Origin of the sequence: Butyrivibrio sp. WCE2006, assembly GCF_000701985.1 — a bacterium.
Lineage (GTDB): Bacteria > Bacillota > Clostridia > Lachnospirales > Lachnospiraceae > Butyrivibrio.
In genome coordinates this window covers 391,700-411,841 of record NZ_JNKH01000001.1, presented here as the reverse complement: position 1 = coordinate 411,841, position 20,142 = coordinate 391,700, and the positions used below count along the sequence as shown (strand labels likewise).

Below are 20,142 nucleotides of genomic sequence, written 5' to 3'. Positions count from 1 at the left end.
TAAAAGGTGCTATCATAAATACAACGCGTTCAGTAGATTTTAAGTAAAAAGAGGGGGAATTATGCTTGCACTTCTGGATGATATATTAGATCAAAATATAGATGCTATCGATGAAATGATACGCAAGGATTTTGGAGGTTTTATCATTACATTAGCGATTACATTTCTGATCATTTTGCTTATGGTTCTTGTGTATGTATTTTTTGTATGGGTATCCATTCAGATTAGTAGAAAGATATTTGCGTTTATACAGAAAAAACGCGGCAGGAAGATACACCTGCAGTTTGCTGAGAACATTACCAAGGCTGCGATAATTTTTATTTTTATTGTAATACCTCTTGCAGGTGATCAGATACGAAAATCAATTTTCGGAAGTGCTGCTGTTATTGCGGCCATAGTCGGTTTTGCTGCACAGGATATAATCCAGGACGTTCTATCAGGACTTCTTATCAGTATTTACAAGCCCTTTGACCTTGGGGACAGGATTGAACTTGAGGACGGAACATCAGGCATAGTCGAGCGAATAACCATGAGACATGTGGTGGTTACACTCGTTGATACAGTCAGACTTGTAATCCCCAATAGCAAACTGAATAGTGCTGCACTAAAAAATTATAGTTATGATTATGTTCCAAGATCAGCACAGTTTAAGTTTCCGGTGGATTATAACAGTGACATTGAAAAGACTAAGGAAATAATAGCAGATGCAGTAGAAGAGAGTTCATATTCAGTTCCGGGTAAGAGAAATAGGAATGGTGAAAAAATATATTCGCCTGTATATTTTATTTCTTTAGAAGATAGCGCACTTATGATGATGGTTACGGTATATTATGACCACGCCACACCGACAGAAGTTCTTAAGGACGATATAAACACCAGAGTATTTATAGCACTCGAAAATGCAGGAATAGAGGTGCCTTATCCTCACGAGACTGTTTTGCTAAAACAATAGTGAGCTGAGACTTTTTACATAATCGTCAAAATATCTTGTAATTGATGTTATAATGATAATTACGTGAATTAATTTATGACTAGTGTTGTTGGGAGGTCTTAGAGTAAATAATGAAGAATCTTAAGGAAAGTAAATATTTCAAAATATCTGTTGCTGCTATAGCTACGATAGCAATTAGCTATGTAGCAATACTTATACTTGGTCAGGCAGGGAATTTCCTTAGAGGCTTGCTTGGAGGAATAGTATGGATATTTAATGTTATTGCTCCGATGATACTTGGTATGATATTTGCATATCTTCTTATGCCAATCATGGACTTTTTTGACAGGCTCCTTGGAAAAATCAAATTCTTTTCAAAGAAAGATGGTTTTAGGCGAGGAATTTCAGTTTTTCTTACTTTTGCAATGATTTTTATTCTGCTTTTCGCATTATTATCATTAATCATTTCAACCTTTACTTCAAAAATTCAATTTGTAACTATTGATGAACTTTCAGGAATGATTCAGTACATTGGAGTCCAGGCATATAATTTTTATGAGAATCTGAGAAAAGCACTTTTATCGAGATTTGACATAGCTATTCCTTCGATTGAAAACATGGTAAACGCAGCTAAAAAGAATATCTCAAATATTGATTCAAAAAGTGGTGTTGGATATTTCACTTCCTTTGGATCAGGACTCCTTGGTGCAGTTAATATCGTCAAGAATACAGTTGTGAATTTCTTTTTTGGTGTTATTTTCAGCATATACTTTATGTATGACTCCAAGATTTATGGATACTGGAAAAATGCTTTCAAGAGCATTTTTGGTGAAAAGGTCTATGGTGTATGCGCTGAAATAGTCGGTGATTTGGATAAATGCTTTGCCGGTTACATCAGAGGACAGCTTGCGGATGCAATATTCATGATCGTTGTTGTTAGTATTTCCTTTGGAATCGCAGGTGTTCCCTATGCAGCTCTGATTGGTGTTGCTACCGGTATCGGTAATCTTGTGCCTTACGTTGGGCCTTTTGTAGCTTATGGAATGACAATAGTAAGCTGTGCTATGAATGGACAATTCAAAATGCTTGCTATAGGTATAGTCATAATATTTATTATCCAGACCATTGATGGAAATATAGTCAATCCCAAGCTCCTTAGTAATAGCGTAAATGTCCATCCGGTGCTTGTCATTGTAGCTTTACTTTTTGGAGGCTCTATTGGCGGATTCATAGGTATGCTTGTTTCGGTACCTGTTGCAGCATTTATAAAGATTCAGTTTGACAAGCTTTTAAAAAATCTCGAAATTCGAAGAGGCCATAGGAATGAAAATAAATAAAGGGCACAGAACATACTTGCTTATGATAATTATTTTGACTGCTGCTTTATTTGTTATGGCACTTAATTATTTCACTTCGGAAAATGGCAATTATGTGGAAATCAGTGTAAACGGAAATGTTGTAAATAAACTTCCTCTTTCTAAAAATACCACGTTTAGAATTAATGGTTATGATGGTGGGCAAAATACAATAATTATTCAGGATGGTTTTTGCTATGTTAATGAAGCTGATTGTCCTGATAAGCTCTGTATAAAACAGGGTAAGATATCAAAATCGGGAGAATCAATAATTTGCCTGCCACATAGAGTTGTTGCAACTGTCATAAATGAAAATGAGAACAAAGTAGATACAATTTCAAAATAGAACTCGTCAAAAATCCCAAAGGCTTCCTGCTTTATTGCAGGGAGCTTTTTTATATATTAGGAAATTCCTCAGAATTCCCTAATATATAAAAAAGCTCCGCTATGGATGCGCACTCGCCCGCATGGTAATTGTTGCATAAATGCAACCGCGCTAGGCGCGAGCATCTTGCAAGCAACATGCTTTTTTATCATATAGTAAATTCCGTTGGATTACGAAAAATTTATGTAAATTTACTAAATTCCATTAAATATACATTAACAATTTGGTTAATGTGTATATTTGCCAAATTATTCTTGTACAATGTATTTAGTGGAATAAGGATATATCATAGATTCCTGTTTTTCCTCAGAAAAACGGGAATCGTATTTGCTTCTATATGTTTTTGGAGGATACAACTATGCAGACAACGAATAATGATTTTTTGGGCTGCTTAAAACGTGAATTTTTGAGAATGGCGCTTGAAAACATACAGGGAAGGCAATTGCAAAAAGCAATTGATAAAGCTCAAAAAGTGGAGAATATCGATTCTAAATATGAAGTTGAAGAGATATTGAATAATCCTTACATGAACAGAAGCGAAGTTCCTTTAGCTATGGATATTTTTAAACCTATAGTACCTGATGGTCAGGAACTGCCAGTAATTGTTTACATTCATGGCGGTGGGTTGGTTTTGGGTGACAGGAAAATGTCCAGAGTTTTTGGCAGAGTTCTTGCGGGATACGGTTATCTGGTTTTTTCTATAGAGTATCGCCTGGCACCAAGGGCAAATTCAGCACAGCAGCTTGATGATGTTTGTGCCGGAATGGATCTTATAGGAAGAAAGCTTGTTGATTTTGATGTTGATTTTGGAAGAGTCTTTTTAGCTGCAGAAAGTGCAGGTGCATACCTTGCAATTTATGTAGCAGCAATGAAAGAATCAAAAAAGCTTCAGGACGCCATAGGATATGAACCTACAAGAATGCGATTTGCTGCACTGGGACTTGTATCCGGAATGTTCTATACCAACAGACCTGACCCTATAGGCTTTTTCTTATCTGAACAATTCTATGGTGACAAAATTACAGATAAGAAATTCTTGAAATATATGGATCCTGAGAACAGTGAAATAGTTGATAATCTGCCGCCTGCATTTTTTGTAACCAGCAGGGGTGATTTCCTCAATAATTACACATTAATGTACCATAAGAAATTAAAAAAAGCCGGCAAGAAAACAAAGCTTATTTACTATGGAGATGAAGAGCTGGGACATGCTTTTGTAATGCTGCAGCCATTATCGAAAAAGAGCAAAGATGCACTCGATAAGATGCTTGATTGGTTTGAGCAAAAAGCAAAAGAAAGAATAGATGAACTAAAAGAGACTGAAAATGCAAAGAAGCAAAAGATTACTGAAAAAACTAAGAAAGAAGAGTCAAAGACTGGCGAAAGGAAAGAGGCAAATAAAGCTGCAACAAAATCCAGAATACCAAGAAAGAGAACAACAAGTACCGTAAATAGGTCAAAAAATAAGAAGGAGGCTTAAAACAATGATTCCAGGAATATTTAGTTTACTTATGCCCGGAAGGGGGTGCAACATGATGCCGCAGATGCCAATGCAGCAGAGAGGATGCGGAATGTTGCCACAGATGCCAATGCAGCAGAGAGGTTGTGGAATGCCGCCTCAAATGCCACAGCAGCAGAGAGGTTGTGGAATGCTGCCTCAAATGCCACAGCAACAGGCAGGTTGTGGAATACCACCTCAGATGCCACAGCAACAAAGAGGCTGCAATTTCATGTCTCAGGCACCTGCACAGGGAAGAGGCTGCGGTATGATGCCATTTGGAAGTCAGCCACAGGCAAATGATGATGATGACGACGATGACGATGATGATGATTGATTTTTGGAAGGAGAAATAATTATGTTTGGAAGAAAAAACCGTGCACTTAAACATGCAATAGGTCTGGCAGGTAGAGGCTGTGCGCCTATTCCTTTTGCCGGACATGTAAAAAGACGTGGGGGACCTCATAGACATAATAGACGCCCCCATGCACTTATGGGACCTATTCAGGGTAGGGGTTGTTTATAAATTAACTCTTTTAGGCTAAAAACATGGAGAAGAGAAAATGGCATATGAATTAAAGTTTCCGGAGAAAATAAAAAAGAGAATCGATAGTACTAAGATCATTGAGCAAAAGGCATGGAGTTTTATAAAGGAATTAAATTCATTTGATGATGAACATCTCGATGCTCTGGCTATCAGAAATGATTATAGAAATTATTCATATAGACAGATGTTCAGGCGCTTTGATATGTATGCAGAAGTTTTTTCTGCTTTGGGCATGACTGATGAAAACAATTCCTGTGTAGGGATTCTGCCCGGCTTTTCTACAGAAGCGATATTTTCCTTTTATGCTCTTAATATGACCGGAGCTATAGTATCAATGCTTCATTATCTTGACTTTTTGGAAACCGGTCGCTTTGATAAGATGATTGAAAAAGAAGGCATAACGGATCTTATATTATGTGACAGGAAGATTGATGTAAAGCTGTTGGAAGATGTCGTATCTTCAAAAAAGAGGTTAGGAATAAGAAATATTATTGTTCTTCATACCAGCCAAAAGAAGACAAATGGACTAAATCAAATGGCAGAACAGCATAAGATTGAATACAGGATGCTGAAGCAGGTAAAAGGTGTCCTTTTTATGCCTGATCTTCTAAAAAAATATGAGGCTATGCCTATCCATTACGGGAAGGACGCATTACGTGATGATGCGCTTGTAATGCATACTTCGGGAACAACTAATGGTATACATAAGCCTGTTCCTTTATCTGACAGAGGAATAAATGAATCTGCCGCAAGACTTCTTCGCTGTGAATGGTTTCAAAAATTCAAAAAACCTATTACCACAATTCTTTCGATGGAACCTACTGCGGCATATGGATTGATGGATATGGTTCATTTACCATTTTCTTTCGGCGGATGTGTTGTCATGCTTGCTGATGGTGCCAGAGGACCACAGCTACTTACATATATTAAGCAGTATGAAATCAATGTCCTGTTTACAGCACCTATGGCGTTTGATTTGCTTAACAAACTACCATTTAAGATCGATTTGTCTTCTCTTGAGTTTGTTTTTATTGGAGGCGCATATCTTTCTGCTGAAAAGAGGAAAAAGTGTAATTCAGTTTTAAAGAAATGTGGTTCTGACGCAAAAGTTTCAATTGGCTATGGTGCAACTGAAATAGGTGGTGCGGCAATTCTTTCTTCTCCTGAAAGAAATGATGATTCCATGGGATATCCTTTGCCTGGAATAAAGGTAAAGATATTTGATGAAAAAGAAGAAAAATTCTATAACCTTGAAGATGGGCAAAGGACAGGAGTCCTTTATTTGGCCTCACCATCTGTAAGTAATGGTGTTTTAAATGGGATAGAATTTTTTGAGCTTGAAGAGATAGATGGTGATAAATATTTAAATACTTTTGATCTTGTAAGAGTAAACGAAGACGGTAGTTTAAATTGCATCGGAAGAATGAATAAGTTCTTTGTTAATAATGAAGGTATCAGATTTGATGCAGGACTAATAGAAACTGCTTTTAGCGCTGAAAAAGGAATTGAAGCCTGCGGACTTGTCCCTAAATATGACAAGCTGCTTCACGATACAGTTCCGGTACTATATGTAAAGACTGGAAATAGTGGCGAGAAAGCAAAGGAAACAATTATAGATGCGCTTATCGATGTATTTATTAGTAAGAATTTATTAGAGGATACTAACATTCCTGGAATTCTTTCAATATGTGACAATGTTCCTTTAAATGATGCCGGAAAAGTTGATGTGTATCAGATAATACAAAATAATATCAAGGGCGAGGAATATGTAATTAAGCCTGTGAGACGAGGCGGAAAAGTAGTTGATTTCAAAATAAGACCATATGAGTTTGGTTTCGGACATATTCATACTGTTCCTGAAGAACTGAGAAATGATGCCAAGGCTGCTAAAAGGTTCTTTAAGAAAATGAGTAACATGAATAACCATCCGGGAATGGGTATGCCCGGTATGGGTGCATCCGGAATGGGAATGCCTTGTGATTTTATTCCGGGAGAAATTGACCTTCAGCGTCTGATACAGCTTATTCAGAACATGGCTATCCAGCAAGGGCATATTATTAACCAAATGTATTCATCAGGCAATTTGGTACAACCAGGAAATGGCTATAACTTTATGCCGCAAGGAGAATTTGTTCAGCCTTATATGGGTTGTGTTCAGATTCCACGTAATTGTGCGGGGTGTACAAATAATCGTATGCCGCAAGGTGGTATGGGATGCGCCAATAATATGATGCCACAGGGTGGTATGGGATGTGCTAATAGTATGATGCCACAGGGTGGTATGGGATGCGCCAATAATATGATGCCGCAAGGCATGGGATGCGCTAATAACCAGATGTCTGATATGGGGTATCAGCAAAATCCTAATGCTGGTGGATATAATGGCGGAAGCATGATGAATAATCCTTCTATTACTGATATTCTGAGTAAGTTATTTAATGCATCTGATTTTAACAAATACTATGAAGATTAATATTTGAGGTATTTTATTTATGAATCCGGTTCTTGCACATTTGATGAAAAATGCAAGAAGTCATTCTAGCCATGTTTCGAATGTTATTGATGAGAATGTAAATATTCCTGTCGACCTTGAAGAAGTTTTTGACCGTGAATATCTTGGAATTGATGGTAATAAACTGTTTGCAGATATATACCGCCCTAAAGGGCGGTATATATCTGAGCTTCCAATAGTTATTTTTGCTCATGGTGGGGGACTTTTTATTGGAAACAGAAAATTCAACCGATTATTCTGTGAGATTTTAGCGAAAATAGGATATTTGGTTTTTTCAATAGATTATCGACTTATTGATGAAGCTGATGCAATCGGAGAAATATCGGATGTCTGCTCAGCTATTAAATTTGTTACTGATTGTGCTGAAGAATTTGGTGGTGACATTAATAATGTATTTTTGATAGGTGAAAGCGCGGGAGCTTTCCTTTCTTTGTATGCCAGTGTTGTTGCAAACTCTGATATTTTTTCAGGAATCATTTATAAACCTGATAGGTTCTGCAGGGTTAAAGGGCTTATATGCATAAGTGGAATGCTCTATACAACCCTTAATGATCCCATCGGAATGGTGTACAAAGATGATTTATACGGAAAAAGGGTTAAAGATAAGAGCTTTATGAAGCTTATGAACCCAAATAATGAAGAGATTATGTCTGCACTGCCGCCCATATTTCTTATCACCAGCAGCGGGGATTTTCTAAAACGTTATTCTTTGAAATTCGCCAAAAAATTAAAACGTGAAAATCATATGCATGAGCTAGTTTATTTCAAAAATGCTAATCATTTAAAGCATGCATTTATTTCAATGCTGCCACTTTTACCTGAAAGCGCAGAAACTTTATCAAAAATAAAAAAGTGGACTTTGAATCTGAGAAAGTAGTGAATGAGGGGAAGATGGATATAAGAATTTATGAAAACGTTAAAGAAGATGATATGGTTTTAGGATGGCCTGAAAGAATCTGTTATGGAATCGGTGATTTTTAATAAAAACTGTGAAATAAGGCAGTTGTTAACAGTTGATAATTCAATCAAAAAATCAAATTTAATAATTAGCAAAAAAAAATGAAAATATAAGCAATTAATGGTTGGAAATTATATAATTTCCAACTATTATATTGCTTATATCTTTTTAAATATAAAAAATGGGGAGAGCAAAAATTATGAAAACAAATGGCAATGAGTGGAAATTTCCACGAACAAGGCTGCAATGGCTTTGGGATAATATGGAAGGGTACAGATTTATTTATGTGATGTGCCTTTTGGGAACAGTAGTTTATAACATGATGCAGCTTACTGTTCCTTATTTTTCGTCACAAATAGTAGATAAATTTCTTACCGGACAGGAGGCAAGAGCTAATTTTAATTCCCATCCGGATGAATTTTACAGATTACTGTTTATGATGGTTGGCTTTACTATTTTGAGATGTATTCTGGTTTACATCGATTGTTATGGTTATGAAAAGGTATCACAGGGGGTTCTTTTCAGAGTCAGGAATTTCCTCTATGACAAAATCCAAAGACAGGACATGAAGTTTTACAGCACCTACAGAACAGGTGACCTGATGACAAGAGTAACGGGTGACCTTGATGCTGTAAGACATATGGTAGCGTGGGTTATGAGAATGGTAATAGAAGCCGTTTCTCTTATAAGCGCTGTCGGAATATATTTCCTTTTTATGAACTGGAAGATGGCGCTCTGCCTGCTGGCTGTAGCTCCGCTTATCTTTGTCATAATAATAATGTTTAAGACTCAGGTTGCACCCATGCATGCACTTCTTCGTGAAAAGCTTGCCGGAATGAATACCATGGCACAGGAAAACATATCCGGTAACAGGGTAGTAAAAGCTTTTGCAAGAGAAGATTATGAGATTAAACAGTTTGATGAATGTAACAAAGATTACAGGGATACCAATAAGAAAACAGCAAATATATGGCTTAAATATTTCCCGATAGTTGAAACACTGGCAAACCTGCTGCCGGTTATACTCCTTTTAATAGGTGGACTGTTTCTTATCAACTCTGAGATGACCATGGGCGAATTTGTCGCATTTTCCGGACTTATTTGGGCAATAGCCAATCCCATGAGACAGCTTGGAAACGTTATGAATGAATTTCAGAGATTTTCAGCAGCAGCAGTTAAGGTTATGGAAATCTACTACTCAGAGCCTGAAATAGTAGATAAGGAATATACTGCACTTATGCCTAACAGATTCGAAGGAAAGGTTGAGTTCAAGGATGTGAGCTTTATGTATTCGGATGGAAAGCTTCCTGTTCTAAAGCATATATCCTTTACCGCAAAACCCGGTCAGACAATAGCCATTATGGGTGAAACAGGCTGCGGAAAAACATCACTTATACATCTTATTCCAAGATTCTACGAACCGACTGAAGGAAAGGTCTTAATTGATGGAGTAAATGTACAGGATATTCAGCTTCATCAGCTGCGTAAGAACATTGGACTTGCAACTCAGGATGTACTTTTGTACTCAGATACTATTGACGGAAATATTGCTTATGGCGATCAGTTCCTCAGTAGGGAAGATGTGCTTAAGTTCGCAAGATATTCACAGGCTTCAGACTTTATAGCAAAAATGCCTGAAGGCTATGAAACTATAGTCGGTGAGCGAGGCGTGGGCTTGTCAGGTGGTCAGAAACAGAGAATCTCACTTGCCAGAGCACTGGCAGTAAGACCTTCAATTCTGATACTTGATGATACAACATCAGCTGTGGATCTTGAAACGGAGAAGGCAATACAGGAAAGTCTTGATAATCTTGATTTTCAATGCACCAAGATTATCATTGCACAGAGAATTTCTACCACCAAGAATGCAGATCAGATTCTCATAATGCAGCATGGTGAAATAACTGAGCGCGGAACACATGAGGAACTTATTAAAAAGGGTGGATATTACGCAGATCTTGTAAAGCTGCAGATGGGAGCATAAATATGGCCAGAAATACTTATAAACAGGATGAAATACTTGAGGAGCCCTTTGACATTAAGCACTTACTCAGAGCTTCAGGATATATAAAAAAGCATTTGGTAAAAATGATAATCGCATTTCTTATGTCAGCTGTAGCAGGAATAACAGCGCTTGTTAACCCTGTTCTTGTAAGAAATGCACTTGATGTTGCCATACCTGAAAACAACAAAACATTACTGTTTTCTTTAGTTGGGATTTCCGTTGTTTTCTATGGTCTTAGTATTTTGTTTTCAACAATAAGATCCAGGATCATGGTAAATGTCAGCCAGGATATTATTTATCAGATCAGACATGATCTTTATGTACATCTTCAGAAGCTGCCATTTCAGTATTATGATGACAGACCGCATGGCAAGATACTTGTACGAGTTGTGAATTATGTAAATTCAGTATCAGATATGCTTAGTAACGGACTTATCAATGTTGTGCTTGAGATATTGAACCTGATCTTCATTGTTGTTTTTATGCTGGCTGTGGATGTACAGCTCAGCCTTGTTGTTCTTGCCGGTGTACCGGTGCTTATGATTTTTATGTTCTGGATAAAGGATAAGCAGAGAAAAGCATGGCAGATGGTTTCAAACAAAAATTCAAACCTGAATGCTTATCTTCAGGAAAACATAGTAGGTGCAAGAATAACACAGATATTTGCGAGAGAAGATGAGAATGCCAGGATTTTCAAAGAACTTTCGGGAGATTGTAAAAAGACCTGGATGAGAGCAATATTTTACAGCACTTTGGTGTGGCCCGGAATAGATACGATTTCTGTCTTCGTAAGAGCGGCAATTTATTTCTTCGGACTTGTTATCTTTGCAGGTGGCAATCAGACATTGGGAACCATAGTTGCAATAAGCAGTTATGCATCAAGATTCTGGCAGCCTATCATGAACCTTGGAAATATCTTTAACGGATTTATTAATAACATAGCTTATCTTGAGAGAATTTTTGAGACCATGGATGAGCCGGTGACTGTTAAGGATGAGCCTGATGCAATAAAAATGAAACCTCTCGAAGGAAAGGTGGAATTTCAGAATGTATCATTCTCGTACGAGAAGGGAGAAGAGGTTCTTCATAATGTATCATTTACTGTAGAACCCGGTGAGAGTGTAGCTCTTGTAGGTCCTACAGGTGCCGGAAAGAGTACTATAGTAAGCCTTATTTCAAGATTCTACAATGTAGACAGCGGAAAAATACTTATTGATGGCCAGGATATTTCAAAGGTTACTCTTAAGTCCCTGCGCGAACAGATGGGTATAATGCTTCAGGACAGCTTTATATTCTCTGGCACGATAGAGGATAATATACGATATGGTAAGCTGGATGCCACTTCCAAAGAGATATTTAAGGCCTCTGAAACTGTGTGTGCTGATTCCTTTATCAGAAATATGAGTAAGGGATATGATACGGAGGTTAAGGAACGAGGAGCACTTCTGTCACAAGGACAAAAGCAGCTTATATCATTTGCAAGAACGCTTCTGTCAGATCCTGCAATTCTTGTTCTTGATGAGGCAACTTCAAGTATTGATGTACAGACAGAAAAAGATTTGCAAAGAGGATTAAACGCCATGCTTGCAGGAAGAACCAGCTTTATCATCGCTCACAGATTATCTACCATCACCGGCTGCGATAAGATTATGTACATTAGTAACGGTGGAATAACTGAGTGTGGAACTCATGAGGAACTTATGGCTAAAAGAGGTGATTATTACCATCTTTACACCGCTCAGATAGAAGATATAGAAGGAAAAGCTGTGTGATGATTATAAAATTAAAAATATTTTAAAAAAATTATAAACTTCATACATTTATTGTCGTAATAGTGTACAATAAAAAAGAATATTAAATAAATAAGTTGCAAAACTTTGTGAGGAGGTTATTGTACATGCTAAACATTAAAAAGGATTTAAACGATAAAAATCTGGTAGTTACACTTGAAGGAAGACTTGATACGACAACTGCTCCTACACTTGAAGAAGAACTTAAGGCTGCACTTCCTGGTGTAGAAGACCTTGTATTTGATCTTTCAAGTTTAGAGTATATTTCCAGTGCCGGTCTTCGTGTTCTTCTTTCCTCTCAAAAGACCATGAATAAACAGGGTAAAATGGTTGTTAAGAATGTTTCTGAAGAAGTAAATGAGATATTTGAAGTAACAGGTTTTTCAGATATTCTTTCTATTGAATAAAGTTTATATGTATGTTCTGATTAGCAGGATAACTCTGTTATCCTGCTAATTAATATATAAGGGAATGTAATCGCTCATAGCTTGAGGGGGCATTATGCGTTATTTTCACCATAGAAGGATAGTATGCTTTTTTTTGGTGATATTTTTATTACTTCTTAATTTATTGCCAAGGAACAATACTGTTAAAGCTAAAAACGAAACTGCCTATACAGCAAGACCATCTGTAAATGGCAGACTTCATGTTGATGGAAAAAATCTGGTTGATGAAAATGGAACTCCGGTACAGCTGCGAGGATTAAGTACTCATGGTCTTACTTGGTATCCTGATATCATCAATGAAGATTTGTTCGCTCAAATTTCCGATAAATGGAACGTTGGCTTTATCAGATTAGCAATGTATTCTGAAGAATATTGCTCAGGTGAAAAGGACGATAGTCTTAGACTTATGAAAAAAGGTATATCAGCGGCTATTGCCGCTGATATGTATGTTCTTGTGGACTGGCATATCCTTAATGATTATAATCCAAACATCAATAAGGAGCAGGCCAGAGAATTTTTTGAAATAATCTCTTCAGAGTACTCTGAGTATCCCAATCTTATATTTGAAATCTGCAATGAGCCAAATGGTGATACTGAGTGGGAAGATATCGTTGAATATAGCAATGAAATAATTCCTGTAATCAGAAAAAACATCCCTGACTCAGTAATTATAGTTGGAACCCCTAATTATGACAGGGACCTTCTTCCTGCTATTAATAGACCGATTGAATTCGACAACATAATGTATACTCTGCATTTTTATGCGGCATCTCATAATCAGGATCTTATGGATGAACTTAAAAATGCTGTAGACTCCGGTCTCCCGGTGTTTATTACTGAATGTGGAATAAGTGAAGCTTCCGGTGATGGAATAATTGATTTTAGATCTGCCAAAAAATGGTTCAACTATTTGAATGAGAACTCTATCAGTTATGCTGTATGGAGTTTATCAGATAAGAGCGAAACCTCAGCAATACTTAAATATGATAGAAATTATGATAATTCTATTAGTAACAATGAGCTGACTGTTGCAGGAAAATGGGTAATGGAGCTTGTAAAGGGATCTTCTCCCGATAGTATTAATACTCCTGCTGATATAGTTGAACTTACTTCAAGCGAGAAAAGATTTGCTATTACCACAAACTCTCTTGGAAAACGCGCATATGATTCACTAAAACAATATTCTATGATGGCTTATTCCAGTGCATTATTCATTATAGTTATATTGATTTTGAGATTCTTAAACAGAAAGATCAATAAGAAGGATAATCTTACTTATTATGATCTGTTTAACAAAAGTGAGATTGGTGAAATATCAAGAACACGCGGATATTATTATTTTATTTTAAAAGGACTTATTATTTTAAGTGCTTACTTCACATTAATATATCTTTGTTGGAGAACTTTGTTTTCAATCCCATACCAATATGGAATCATTCCGGTTATTGCCAACATTCTTTTATTGATTGTTGAAATAGTTGGTTTTATTGAATCCATATTATTGTTCTCTAACCTTTTAGGACTTAAATATCATCCGCTTCCTGAGATTGAAGATGATGAATATCCAGATGTGGATATTTTTATTGCTACATATAATGAACCAACGGAGCTTCTTCGTAAAACCATTAATGGTTGTAATCATCTGCGTTATCCGGACAAAAGCAAAGTTCATGTTTATGTTTGTGATGATAATCGAAGGAAAGAAATGCGTGAACTGGCAGAAACCATGGGAGTCGGCTATTTTGACAGACCTGATAACAAAGGGGCAAAGGCGGGTAATTTGAATAATGCTCTTTCAAAGACCAGTTCGCCTTATATAGTTACACTTGATGCTGACATGATAGTTAAGAGTAACTTCCTTTTAAAGACTATTCCATATTTTGTGGATGCAAAAAAAAGAAATGAGAGAAGGACCGAAGAAAAAGAGATAAAGCTTGGACTGTTACAGACGCCTCAATGTTTTTACGACCCAGATGTTTTTCAGCATGCATTGTATTCTGAGAGAAGAGCTCCAAATGAACAGGACTTTTTCTATAGAACAATTGAAGTATCAAAAACTTCTACCAACAGTGTTATTTATGGTGGTTCCAATACAATTTTAAGCAGAGAAGCATTGGAAGCTATCGGAGGCTTTTACACAGAATCCATTACTGAAGACTTTGCAACAGGACTTCTCATAGAAGCCGCAGGATTCGTAAGCCTTGCATTGCCTGAGCCGCTTGCGAGTGGTCAGACTCCACACACATATAAAGAACATATACAGCAAAGATCAAGATGGGGCAGAGGTGTTATTGTAACTGCTAAAAAGCTAAAAATATGGAGAAACAGAAATCTTTCATTGGCACAGAAACTCAGTTATATTAGTGCTGTAATTTACTGGTATTCACCATTAAAGAATTTTATTTATATTATTTCTCCGCTCTTATTTGCAACATTTGCGATCCCGGTGCTTCATTGTAACTGGCTGGAGCTGTTGCTTTTCTGGTTACCTATGCATTTGCTTCAGGATGCATCGCTTAGAGTAATCAGTGGAAATGCCATTTCGACAAAATGGAGTGGTATTTATGAAACAAGTGTAATGCCGCATTTGTTATTCCCTATTTTAAAGGAATCATTGGGAATAAGCCTTAAGACCTTTAAGGTTACGGATAAATCGAAGAAAGTACAAAAAAGGCAAAGAAATATAAAAGAGATGCTTCCTTTTATAATTTTAGTTGTTCTTTCTGTTATTGGACTTGTCAGGATAATAATTATATTTGATAAAACACAGACTATCGGACTTGCCATTTTGGCTTTTTGGATAATACGAAATCTGTATTATCTGATCATGGCGCTGTTCCTGATAGATGGCAGAGACTATGACGGAGAAGTCGTAAATGTTATTTATCCTGAATTTGTAGATGTCGATATAGCTCATGGCGAGGGTAAAGGTAAAAAATTCTCCGGAGTTACAACGCTTCTGACTGAGCATCACATTGAAGCTTTTTTTGATGGTAATGAGCGCATTCCTGTTGGAAAAGCAGTTAATATACATATAGATACAGGACATTATGCTGCCGAACTTAAAGGCGCTGTTACAGGAATGCGAATATCTAAAAACGGTGATAAATGCACTCATTCTATGGAAATACTTGACTTTGGTGACAGTGAACTTGAGTATCTGGAAATTTTATATGACAGGGTTCCGTCTCTTCCTCAATCGCTTGTAAAGGATTATGGACTTTTGGAACATTTATGGCAGAACATAGCGTATAGAATTGCCAGAACCACAAAACGATAAAAAAGGTGTCTTATATGGAAGAAGTAAGAGTAGAAAAAATTGAAAATTGTATAAAGGTGCTTTTAAAGGGAAGAATTGATTCAACAAATGCTCCTGAATTTGATGCGGTGATTAAAGAGTCAGTGCCGGACGATGGAGATGTAATAATTGATGCCGGAGAACTTGAATATATCTCAAGTGCAGGACTCCGTGTGATACTGCATATTATCAAGAAACATAAAAATATAAAGATGATAAATGTAGGGTCTGAGATATATGAAATACTTGATATGACAGGTTTCAATCAAATGATGACTGTCGAAAAGGCATATAAGCAGGTGAACGTAGAAGGATGTGAAGTTATAGGAAAAGGAGCAAACGGAACCCTTTACAGGATTGATAAGGATAATGTCGTAAAAGTGTACAACGATCCAAATGCTCTTGATGATATACATCATGAACGCGAAGTTGCAAGACTTGCACTTGTTCTTGGTATTCCTACGGCGATATCCTACGACGTTGTGAAGGTTGGGGACAGCTATGGGTCTGTTTTTGAGCTTCTAAACGCTAAGAGTTTTTCTTCAATAATCGCCAGCGAACCGGACAAATTTGACTGGTGCGTTGATGAGTTTGCAGATCTTTTGAAAAAAATCCATTCTACAGAAGTTGCTCCCGGAAAACTGCCCAGAATAAAGGATACAGTTCTTAAATGGGTGGATTTTACCAAAGATTATATTGATGATGCGCATTACCAAAAGCTTAAAGCTCTGGTTGAAGCTGTGCCGGATACTGATTTTATGATTCATGGAGATTACCATACAAATAACGTTGAGTTTCAAAATGATGAAGTAATTCTTATTGATATGGATACTTTGGCTGTAGGTCATCCGATTTTTGAATTTGGATCAATTTATAATGCTTTTGTCGGTTTTTACGAATTAGATAAGGATTCAATATTAGATTTCCTTGGATATGATTTTGACACTGCTGATAGATTTTATAAGAAGGTACTTGCAAAATATCTTGAAACAGAAGATGAGAATAAAATCAATGAGGTCATCGATAAAGCCAGAATAATCGGTTATACAAGACTTATAAGACGATCCATACGCAGAGGTGCTCTTGAAAATGAACAGGGAATAAAGAAGATTGAGTTCTGGAAGAAGGAGCTTTTTGAACTTTTAGATGTAACTGATACCTTAAACTTTTGATTCAAAGGATATGGCATATGAAAGAAATTGTAATTGATGCAAAAGTTGAAAATCTTCCTCAGGTGCTGGAATTTATAGATTCAGAGCTTGTGGTTGCAGAATGTAAAATGAAAGACCAGATGAAAATCGATATGGCAGTTGAGGAACTTTATGTAAATATTGCCCACTACGCGTATAGAGACAAGGTTGGTAAAGCTGAGATTACTTTTGATGTAGATGACAAGAACAGGGCTGTTATCACACTTATTGACAGTGGAATTCATTATGATCCTCTTGCCAAGGAAGATCCTGATGTTACTTTGTCTGCAGAGGAGAGAAAAATCGGCGGACTTGGTATTTATATGGTCAAGAACAGTATGGATGATGTACTGTATGAATATGTTGATGGTAAAAACAAAACTACCATTATTAAAAATCTTTGATACTACCGGATGGAATTTTGATGGAACTTATAACTAAAGAACAAAAGCAGCGTGCTATTCTGGCTGCGGTTTTCTATGTAATATTTATTGTAACAAGTGTTCAGTTTCTGTTTATAAGAGGTTTTGCGAATTTAAAGCCTGTTTACATCTTTAATATCAGCGGCGATGTTTTTGCGATGCTGATGGGATATGTTCTTTTTATATGTTGTCTTATAGATGTACAAAAAACAGGTAAGGATCTTAAGTGGCTTTTATATCTTTTAAACGCAGCGTATATAGGAGTATTTACTGATTCAATCGCATGGCTGGTGGATGGAGTAAGTAAATACAGTGCTATTAATTTCCTTGATAATACACTTTATTATTTGTGTGCTCCGTTTGAGGTTTTCTGTTTCTGGAAATATACCAGAACATTTCTGGATATTGAAAAGCCTCATTTAAGAATTATCAATAAGCTGCAATTATTTGGTTTATGTACTTCCGTAGCAGTAAGATTATTGAATATGTTCTTTAAATTTTACTTCTATGTAGACAGTGAAGGAGTTTATCACAGGACCGGCATTTATCTGTTTTCAATGCTGTATGTCTTTAGTTCGATTATATGCACGTTGTCAATTCTTGTGATTGAGAGAAAGAATTTACAGCTATATCAGATAATTACATTTTTTACATATGTACTTGGTCCTACTATTGTATCTGTTCTTACGATACGAATATATGGTCTTTCAATTATAAATGCCGTAATAATGCTTTTTATACTTCTTATGTATTGCGTTCTCAATGTTATGCAGGGAAGAGAAAAAGCGATTGCAGACAGAGACCTTGCTTTGGCATCGGGAATACAGGAGCATATTTTACCTAGGATTTTTCCTCCCTTTCCTGAGAGAAAAGAATTTGACATATACGCTTCAATGACTCCTGCCAAGGAGGTTGGCGGCGATTTTTATGACTTTTTCATGATTGACAATGACCATCTGGCAATAGTTATTGCTGATGTTTCAGGAAAGGGTGTTCCGGCTGCACTTTTTATGATGGTTGCAAGAACTATCATTAAGAATCAGGGATTGTATTCCAGAAAAATGAATCCAAATACGATACTTGCTAAGGTTAATAACCAGTTGTGTGAAGGAAACGATCTCGAATTTTTTGTAACTGCCTGGATTGGTATACTGACTATCTCTACAGGAAAACTGAAGTATTCAAATGCCGGTCACGAATATCCCTGCTATAGAAAAGCAGACGGTAACTTTGTTATAGTTAAAGAAAAACATTCTCCACCTTTGGCTACGATGGAAGGGCTTGTTTTCAAGGGCGGTGAAATTAATCTTGAAAAGGGCGACGTGATCTATATTTACACGGACGGAGTTACGGAAGCGACCAATTCCAATAATGAATTATTTGGAAATGACAGAATGCTGGCTGCATTAAATGAAAATCCGGACGGTACGCCAAAAGAGCTTGATAATGCAGTCAGAACAAGGATATATCAGTTTGTTAAAGATGCTCCGCAATTTGATGATATAACAATGCTTTGCTTAAAATATTATGGAGCAAATGAAAAAAGTGATGTGATATAATATTTTTAAATACAACTTATGAGGAGATAAAATATGGGCAAAAAGTATAAGGAAATTGAAGGCGAACCGATTTTCAAAACATCAAAGATCGTAATTAACTGTTATGATAAAATGATGACTGCAGAGTTTGATAAGGCATCCAGATACCTTTCAGAATGCAATCTCGGGCATAAAGATCATCTTCAGATGGAGCTGCTTTTTGAAGAAACAGCTTTGATGCTTGGTGAAATCACAAAGGATTTTTCAGCATTACTTTGGTTTGAGAAATATGAGAATTATTGCTGCCTTAAGCTTACTGCTAAAACAGAGATGAACTTCGAAAAGAAGGAAGAGCTTATTTCTGTTTCTTCCAGCGGTGAGAATGCTATGGCTAAAGGTTTCATGGGCAAAATAGCAGACATTATCGAAACAGGTCTTATGGACTTTGATTATGTTGCAAGACTTCAGCAGGAGTACGGTGGAGTTAATGTAGGATTTGGAAGCATGGGTATTTATGACGGCTATGATGGAATAGGCGACATGAATGCAGCATGGTGTCTTTCTGACTACAAATCATCCCTAAATGACGCTATTGATGATGAGGGTGATGAAAATGAAGCATCTCAGGAAGCGTGGGATGAGCTTGAAAAATCCATCGTTGCAAGTATTGCTGAAGACGTGATTGTTGGAACAAAGAGCAATGTTATCGAGATGACTATCGTCAAAGCTCTTAAACACGCCTGAGCTTCGGAATGGATACGTCAATTAAAATAAAAAGAATAAGTGTATTGGGATTATTGCTTTGTTATGCAATGATTCTGACTTATATTGAATCAATAATACCATTTTTCGGCGGTGTTCCGGGTATGAAGCTCGGACTCCCCAATATGGTAATTGTTCTATTGTTATTTTGCTATGGAGAATTCGAAGGCATTATCATAAATGTTCTGAGGATAATACTTACAGGATTCCTCTTTGGAACTCTGTTTGGAATAATGTTTTCGATTTCCGGTGCTGTTATCAGCTTTATAACGATGGTAATTATAAAACGACTGGACCTATTGGATATAAAAGGTGTAAGTATCTGCGGGGGGCTTGCTCATAATCTGGGACAGCTCCTTATTGCGATTTTTATAGTAAAAACCTCCGGAATCATGTTTTATTTGCCATTATTATTGATAGCAGGCGCACTAACCGGATTTTTAAACGGTTTCATTGCAAATGCAATGATAGGATATATAAAGAACTCTAAGCTGCTGTAACACCC

At 36.6% G+C, this 20,142-nt stretch carries 17 protein-coding genes; all 17 read left to right on the top strand.

Features of this window, described 5'->3' with window-relative positions; all coding sequences use genetic code 11:
* The first annotated feature begins 61 nt into the window (after positions 1 to 61).
* A complete protein-coding gene (locus T501_RS01765) occupies positions 62 to 952 on the top strand; it encodes a mechanosensitive ion channel family protein (RefSeq protein ID WP_044912851.1) in 891 nt (296 codons plus the stop codon).
* A 110-nt stretch (positions 953 to 1,062) separates the two neighbouring features.
* Positions 1,063 to 2,268: an AI-2E family transporter gene (locus tag T501_RS01760; RefSeq protein ID WP_044912849.1), complete on the top strand. Its 1,206-nt coding sequence runs from the start codon at positions 1,063 to 1,065 to the stop codon at positions 2,266 to 2,268.
* The gene (locus tag T501_RS01755) at positions 2,255 to 2,632 is read left to right on the top strand and encodes a NusG domain II-containing protein (protein ID WP_026510411.1); all 378 of its coding nucleotides are present in this window, start codon (positions 2,255 to 2,257) and stop codon (positions 2,630 to 2,632) included. Before T501_RS01760 ends, T501_RS01755 begins: the two co-directional genes overlap by 14 nt.
* Before the next feature lie 397 nt (positions 2,633 to 3,029).
* A complete protein-coding gene (locus T501_RS19775) occupies positions 3,030 to 4,151 on the top strand; it encodes an alpha/beta hydrolase (RefSeq protein WP_050008059.1) in 1,122 nt (373 codons plus the stop codon).
* Between the two features lie 4 nt (positions 4,152 to 4,155).
* A complete protein-coding gene (locus T501_RS01745; protein ID WP_044912848.1) occupies positions 4,156 to 4,506 on the top strand; it encodes a hypothetical protein in 351 nt (116 codons plus the stop codon).
* Positions 4,507 to 4,527: 21 nt separating this feature from the next.
* Positions 4,528 to 4,695, top strand: coding sequence for a hypothetical protein (locus tag T501_RS21180; RefSeq protein WP_155994763.1), 168 nt, complete (start codon positions 4,528 to 4,530; stop codon positions 4,693 to 4,695).
* Positions 4,696 to 4,732: 37 nt separating this feature from the next.
* Positions 4,733 to 7,189, top strand: coding sequence for an AMP-binding protein (locus T501_RS01740; RefSeq protein WP_044912847.1), 2,457 nt, complete (start codon positions 4,733 to 4,735; stop codon positions 7,187 to 7,189).
* A gap of 19 nt (positions 7,190 to 7,208) precedes the next feature.
* Positions 7,209 to 8,105, top strand: a complete 897-nt coding sequence (locus tag T501_RS01735) for an alpha/beta hydrolase (protein WP_050008058.1) — start codon at positions 7,209 to 7,211, stop codon at positions 8,103 to 8,105.
* A gap of 280 nt (positions 8,106 to 8,385) precedes the next feature.
* Positions 8,386 to 10,170, top strand: a complete 1,785-nt coding sequence (locus T501_RS01730; RefSeq protein ID WP_044912845.1) for an ABC transporter ATP-binding protein — start codon at positions 8,386 to 8,388, stop codon at positions 10,168 to 10,170.
* A gap of 2 nt (positions 10,171 to 10,172) precedes the next feature.
* Complete coding sequence (locus T501_RS01725) at positions 10,173 to 11,963, top strand: ABC transporter ATP-binding protein (RefSeq protein ID WP_044912844.1); 1,791 nt, start codon at positions 10,173 to 10,175, stop codon at positions 11,961 to 11,963.
* 125 nt (positions 11,964 to 12,088) lie between these two features.
* Entirely contained in the window at positions 12,089 to 12,388 is a 300-nt protein-coding gene (locus tag T501_RS01720) for an STAS domain-containing protein (RefSeq protein ID WP_044912842.1), read from the top strand.
* 94 nt (positions 12,389 to 12,482) lie between these two features.
* Positions 12,483 to 15,707 carry a cellulase family glycosylhydrolase gene (locus T501_RS01715; protein WP_081842997.1) on the top strand — a complete coding sequence of 1,075 codons (3,225 nt, stop codon included), beginning with the start codon at positions 12,483 to 12,485 and terminating at the stop codon, positions 15,705 to 15,707.
* Between the two features lie 14 nt (positions 15,708 to 15,721).
* On the top strand, positions 15,722 to 16,897 hold the full coding sequence (locus tag T501_RS19770; RefSeq protein ID WP_050008057.1) for a phosphotransferase: 1,176 nt from the start codon (positions 15,722 to 15,724) through the stop codon (positions 16,895 to 16,897).
* A gap of 17 nt (positions 16,898 to 16,914) precedes the next feature.
* Positions 16,915 to 17,319: an ATP-binding protein gene (locus T501_RS01705; protein ID WP_044912841.1), complete on the top strand. Its 405-nt coding sequence runs from the start codon at positions 16,915 to 16,917 to the stop codon at positions 17,317 to 17,319.
* Positions 17,316 to 18,896, top strand: coding sequence for a PP2C family protein-serine/threonine phosphatase (locus tag T501_RS19765; protein ID WP_207641174.1), 1,581 nt, complete (start codon positions 17,316 to 17,318; stop codon positions 18,894 to 18,896). Before T501_RS01705 ends, T501_RS19765 begins: the two co-directional genes overlap by 4 nt.
* 33 nt (positions 18,897 to 18,929) lie before the next feature.
* Positions 18,930 to 19,619, top strand: coding sequence for a hypothetical protein (locus tag T501_RS01695; RefSeq protein ID WP_044912839.1), 690 nt, complete (start codon positions 18,930 to 18,932; stop codon positions 19,617 to 19,619).
* 8 nt (positions 19,620 to 19,627) lie between these two features.
* Positions 19,628 to 20,137, top strand: coding sequence for a Gx transporter family protein (locus T501_RS01690; RefSeq protein WP_044912838.1), 510 nt, complete (start codon positions 19,628 to 19,630; stop codon positions 20,135 to 20,137).
* The last annotated feature ends 5 nt before the right edge of the window (positions 20,138 to 20,142 follow it).

Excerpts from the sequence above, each read along its gene's own strand:
- T501_RS01765 (WP_044912851.1), top strand. The coding sequence starts at position 62 with ATGCTTGCACTTCTGGATGATATATTAGATCAAAATATAGATGCTATC.
- T501_RS01760 (WP_044912849.1), top strand. The coding sequence starts at position 1,063 with ATGAAGAATCTTAAGGAAAGTAAATATTTCAAAATATCTGTTGCTGCT.
- T501_RS01755 (WP_026510411.1), top strand. The coding sequence starts at position 2,255 with ATGAAAATAAATAAAGGGCACAGAACATACTTGCTTATGATAATTATT.
- T501_RS19775 (WP_050008059.1), top strand. The coding sequence starts at position 3,030 with ATGCAGACAACGAATAATGATTTTTTGGGCTGCTTAAAACGTGAATTT.
- T501_RS01745 (WP_044912848.1), top strand. The coding sequence starts at position 4,156 with ATGATTCCAGGAATATTTAGTTTACTTATGCCCGGAAGGGGGTGCAAC.
- T501_RS21180 (WP_155994763.1), top strand. The coding sequence starts at position 4,528 with ATGTTTGGAAGAAAAAACCGTGCACTTAAACATGCAATAGGTCTGGCA.
- T501_RS01740 (WP_044912847.1), top strand. The coding sequence starts at position 4,733 with ATGGCATATGAATTAAAGTTTCCGGAGAAAATAAAAAAGAGAATCGAT.
- T501_RS01735 (WP_050008058.1), top strand. The coding sequence starts at position 7,209 with ATGAATCCGGTTCTTGCACATTTGATGAAAAATGCAAGAAGTCATTCT.
- T501_RS01730 (WP_044912845.1), top strand. The coding sequence starts at position 8,386 with ATGAAAACAAATGGCAATGAGTGGAAATTTCCACGAACAAGGCTGCAA.
- T501_RS01725 (WP_044912844.1), top strand. The coding sequence starts at position 10,173 with ATGGCCAGAAATACTTATAAACAGGATGAAATACTTGAGGAGCCCTTT.
- T501_RS01720 (WP_044912842.1), top strand. The coding sequence starts at position 12,089 with ATGCTAAACATTAAAAAGGATTTAAACGATAAAAATCTGGTAGTTACA.
- T501_RS01715 (WP_081842997.1), top strand. The coding sequence starts at position 12,483 with ATGCGTTATTTTCACCATAGAAGGATAGTATGCTTTTTTTTGGTGATA.
- T501_RS19770 (WP_050008057.1), top strand. The coding sequence starts at position 15,722 with ATGGAAGAAGTAAGAGTAGAAAAAATTGAAAATTGTATAAAGGTGCTT.
- T501_RS01705 (WP_044912841.1), top strand. The coding sequence starts at position 16,915 with ATGAAAGAAATTGTAATTGATGCAAAAGTTGAAAATCTTCCTCAGGTG.
- T501_RS01695 (WP_044912839.1), top strand. The coding sequence starts at position 18,930 with ATGGGCAAAAAGTATAAGGAAATTGAAGGCGAACCGATTTTCAAAACA.
- T501_RS01690 (WP_044912838.1), top strand. The coding sequence starts at position 19,628 with ATGGATACGTCAATTAAAATAAAAAGAATAAGTGTATTGGGATTATTG.